Annotated in this window: 2 protein-coding genes; both read left to right on the forward strand. The window is 33.1% G+C overall.

The genetic code is table 11. The features are described 5' to 3' along the window. Nucleotides 1–69 precede the first annotated feature (69 nt). Nucleotides 70–1,032 carry a helix-turn-helix transcriptional regulator gene (locus MBEAL2_RS28470; RefSeq protein WP_047155544.1) on the forward strand — a complete coding sequence of 321 codons (963 nt, stop codon included), beginning with the start codon at nt 70–72 and terminating at the stop codon, nt 1,030–1,032. 74 nt (nt 1,033–1,106) lie between these two features. Then, nucleotides 1,107–1,739, forward strand: a complete 633-nt coding sequence (locus MBEAL2_RS28475; protein WP_047155545.1) for a type 1 glutamine amidotransferase family protein — start codon at nt 1,107–1,109, stop codon at nt 1,737–1,739. The last annotated feature ends 107 nt before the right edge of the window (nt 1,740–1,846 follow it).

Here is a 1,846-nt window from a genome sequence, read left to right on the forward strand (position 1 = left end):
AGTTGATGAGTTATACCAAAAATCGGAAATATATAATAGAAAATAAATTTCATATAGAGGTGGAATTATATGCCTAAAATTGACAATATGTTAGCAATTCTATGGATGCTTCGTTCAGGTGAAAAAATTACTGCAAAACAAATTTCAGAAAAGTTAGAGATGAATATAAGGACTGTGTATCGTTATATTGATACAATTTCAACAAGTGGCGTACCTATAATTTCAGAACCAGGACATAACGGTGGATACACTTTATTGAACAATTTTATTGAGGCTCCTCTTTTTTTTGATTTTGAGGAGCAAACTTCACTATTTCACGCTGCGGTTTTTGCAGAAGAAGCCGGATATTATGGAGGTGAAGCACTAAATAGGGCCATTTCAAAACTAAGTAAATACTCAAATCAAGAGCAGGAAACAAAGATAAACCAACATTTAACTAGTCTTGAAGTAATAAGTCGATTAAGTTCACTCTCTATGGAACCTTTTTTGAAGGAGTTGGAGCAGGCCGTAGCTGACGGGTACTCAGTAAAAATTCTTTACCATAAAAGTGGCGAAAAGCAATTAAATTATCGATTGGTCGATCCGTACAGAATTATCTATTGGAATAATAAGTGGTATGTGATTGGATTTTGTCATCTTAGGAATGATATCCGTAGTTTTAGAGTAGATCGAATTGAAAGTCTAATGCTAACCGAAAATAAGTTTAACCGGCCAGAAAATTTTTCAGCACGTGACTTTTTTATAAAAAGTCTTCTTCCAACTATAGAAGATAAGGAAGGGATTATTTCTTTGGTTATTAATGGGGATAAAAGTGTATTGGCTGATATTTGCCAACATTGGTTTTTAGGACATTATTTACAAGAACGGACTTCAAATCAAGCAGTTTTTCTTCTTGAAAAAGATATGATACATACATATGTACCTTATTTACTTTTACCGTACAATAAATCTATTAAAGTTATTGAGCCAATAAGTCTTAAGAAAAGACTTATTGAAGTTCTGTCGGAATTAATAAAATTTCATCAAGTATGATAACTTCCCTGACGTTAACTGTCAGGGAAGTTATATTATCATAGCTATATCAATTGTGATTGGAGTGTTATTGGATGCAAACAAAAAAAGTTTTTCTATATGTATTTAATACAATGTCGGACTGGGAATATGGATATTTAATTGCTGAACTAAACTCAGGAAGATATTTCAAAAAAGATTTAGCACCTTTAAAAGTAATTACAGTAGGAGCTAATAAAGAAATGATTACTACTATGGGAGGACTGAGCATAAAACCAGATATTTCCCTTGATGAATGTACTCTTGAGAGTAAAGATCTTTTAATTTTACCAGGAGGGACTACTTGGAGTGAAGAAATTCATCAACCTATCTTGGAAAGAGTTGGCCAAGCTTTAAAGCTTGGCACTATTGTTGCTGCAATTTGTGGTGCAACTGAGGGCCTCGCGAATATGGGATACTTAGATACTAGAAAGCATACAAGTAATAACTTAGAATATACTAAAATGGTATGTCCTAACTATAAAGGAGAAAAGTTCTATGAGTTGGGATCTGCGGTATCTGATGCGAATTTAGTTACTGCATCAGGAATAGCTCCTCTGGAATTTGCAATGGAGGTACTGAAAAAAATAGATGTATTTACACCAGATGCATTACATTCATGGTATAACCTAAATAAGACTCATAAACCTGAATACTTCTTCCAGTTAATGAATTCAATAAATAAATGAAGTAACTGAAAAGCTCAATTTCTCTATTTTGATTTGTAGAGAAGTTGGGCTTTTTAATTTGGAATTTCCTTATCGTTGTAAATCCGCATTTTCCTGACGCTACCCCT

Origin of the sequence: Aneurinibacillus tyrosinisolvens (assembly GCF_001015055.1) — a bacterium.
Lineage (GTDB): Bacteria > Bacillota > Bacilli > Aneurinibacillales > Aneurinibacillaceae > Aneurinibacillus_A > Aneurinibacillus_A tyrosinisolvens.

Bases quoted from the DNA above. Each gene is read 5' to 3' on its own strand.
- MBEAL2_RS28470 (WP_047155544.1), top strand. From the start codon at position 70: ATGCCTAAAATTGACAATATGTTAGCAATTCTATGGATGCTTCGTTCA.
- MBEAL2_RS28475 (WP_047155545.1), top strand. From the start codon at position 1,107: ATGCAAACAAAAAAAGTTTTTCTATATGTATTTAATACAATGTCGGAC.